Origin of the sequence: Nocardia sp. NPDC058666 (genome assembly GCF_042714895.1) — a bacterium.
GTDB lineage: Bacteria > Actinomycetota > Actinomycetes > Mycobacteriales > Mycobacteriaceae > Nocardia.
Genome location: NZ_JBHXRY010000055.1, coordinates 1 through 2,174 on the forward strand (window position 1 = coordinate 1; position 2,174 = coordinate 2,174).

Sequence of the window (2,174 nt, forward strand, 5' to 3'; positions counted from 1 at the left end):
TGCGAGAGGCACCGGACCGACGTTCCGTTCCGCGGCCTCCTCTTACCAGAGGCCCCATCGCGGTGTCAGCACAACTGCCGCATATCGAAAATGGGTTGGAAGGGGGATCCCGGTCTCGCTGGTGCTGTACGTTCTTGCCATGGCCATGAGTAAAGGGACGGAAGATCCGGAGCTGCGCTTCTCCACAGTGCTGGCGGTCGCGGCAAGGCTTCCGGGCGTGCGCATCAACAGGGAGGCGTACCTCCGGCAGGCGCTGACTCGCCATTGCTCCGAGGACGCCATACGCAAAGCAATAGAAGAGACCCCTGCAGCGGCGGGTATCCCCCTCGAGGTCCTGGACAAAGCGGCCAACGATTCCATCAACTACGAAACCGCCAAGGCCAGTGCCCTTTCGGCGGCTGCCGGGATACCCGGCCTGCTGTTCCTTCCCGCCACCGTGCCGGCCGATGTGGCTCAGTACTTCGGCCATATGCTGCGCATCGCGCAGAAGCTCGCCTACCTCTACAGCTGGCCCGATCTGTTCTCCGAAGACCCTGATGACCTCGATGACGCGACAAAGGGAGTGCTCACGCTCTTCATCGGGGTGATGTTCGGTACCCAATCGGCGAACGCCGCCGTGGGCAAGGTCGCGGGGATGATGTCGAAGCAGGCCGCCAAGAAGCTGCCGCAGAAGGCACTTACCCAGGGCCTCATCTACCCGATAGTGAAAAAGGTCGCAGGCTACCTCGGCGTTCAGATGACGAAGAAGACCTTCGCGAACACCGTCTCAAAGGCCATCCCTGTCGTCGGGGCCGTCGTTTCCGGCGGCCTCACTCTTGCGACCTACCTTCCCATGGCCAAGCGGCTGAAGAAACACCTCTCCAGCTTGGAGCTCACGAAGCCGACGCACCTGATCGTCGACCCGGAAGGCGTGGTGATTCAGGAGCCCTTCGTCCCGGAGCACGCTGAGTAACACACGCCGGACGGGGCGGTGGTGTGGTGCTGCTGGTGGCGGAGTACTGCCGCGCGTACCCCTCACGTCGCCGTAGCTCGCGCCGTTCTTCGGGAACGCTCCGGCAACCGCATGCCCGGTGAGCAACGAGTGCGGGCAAGCGCCGCGGCTCGGATCCGTCGTCCCTCTGCCCGAACAGCGCCGGCCGACGCCTCCACGTCAACGGGGCCGACCGAACCACGGCCTCTGCCGTCGTGTTGGCGCTGCTTCCGCCACCGGCCGTTGCCCCTGCTCGGTCACGTCGGGTGCCGGGTCAGCCTCCGGTCTGTCAGAGCCCGCGCCTAGGCTGGTGGCAGAGAGTCGATCAAGGAGCAGGACAGTGCGGATAGAGCGTCACCAGGTGGGCGGGGCCGTCGTGTCGGCAGCGCGTGAGGACTTCGTGAACCGGATCGGGGGTCAGGTGCGGTCCATGTCGCGCGCCGGCCGGATGGCCACGTACGAGTGGCAGTCGATCGCCGACGAGTTCCTCGACTACCTGGGCGCCCTCTCCTTCGAGACGCCCGACCTCGACACCCCGGAAGCCAGGGCCGCCCTCAAGGACGCCGCCGAAGCCGCTGCCGGCGCCGTCGCCTACGCGGCGTACCATCCCCACTGCAGCTTCCAGGTCTTCCTCGAGTACGTGAACTACGGCATGAGCTACGACCCGGGTGACGACGCCCCCGAGGAGAGCGTCACCCCCGGCGAATGGATCGATGCGCTCTGCCTGTCGGTCCTGAGGGACAAGGCCAAGTGGCACGGGGAGGCCTTCCACTTCGCCCGCGACAAGTTCGCCGCGCGGGCGCAGGGCACACCCGGTGGTGAGCTCGCCACAGGACTCATGGCCGTGGTCCTTGACGCCGCGGGCAACCACGGCGAATACCCGCCGAGTGCGCAGGCCAAGCTGGCTGCCGTGGATGCCGCCTTGGACCGGATCCGTACCCGCGCCGCGGAGACCGGGGAGCCCCTTCTGGACCGGCCGGACAGCGTGGCGCTGCACACGCTGCGCGCCCTGGCCGCCGAGGACCGGGAGGCCTTTGACGCCGCGCTGGCCGATCTCCTGACCAGGCACACCACCCTGCACGGCCCCGCGGCCTCTCCGAGCAGCCTCCTCCCGCTCGTCCCCATCGCCCTCGCCGCGCTCGCGTACCGGACCCTGGGCTGGGCGCCCGCCGCCCGTACCGATTACCTCCCGCACGCGCTCGTC

General features: G+C 67.5%; 2 protein-coding genes. Both read left to right on the forward strand.

The window, feature by feature from the left end:
* Nucleotides 1-139 precede the first annotated feature (139 nt).
* Nucleotides 140-952 carry a hypothetical protein gene (locus ACFWVD_RS28350; RefSeq protein ID WP_081525430.1) on the forward strand — a complete coding sequence of 271 codons (813 nt, stop codon included), beginning with the start codon at nt 140-142 and terminating at the stop codon, nt 950-952.
* A gap of 358 nt (nt 953-1,310) precedes the next feature.
* Nucleotides 1,311-2,174 (forward strand): immunity 49 family protein (locus tag ACFWVD_RS28355; protein WP_379247933.1); only part of this gene is annotated, 864 nt, incomplete at its 3' end.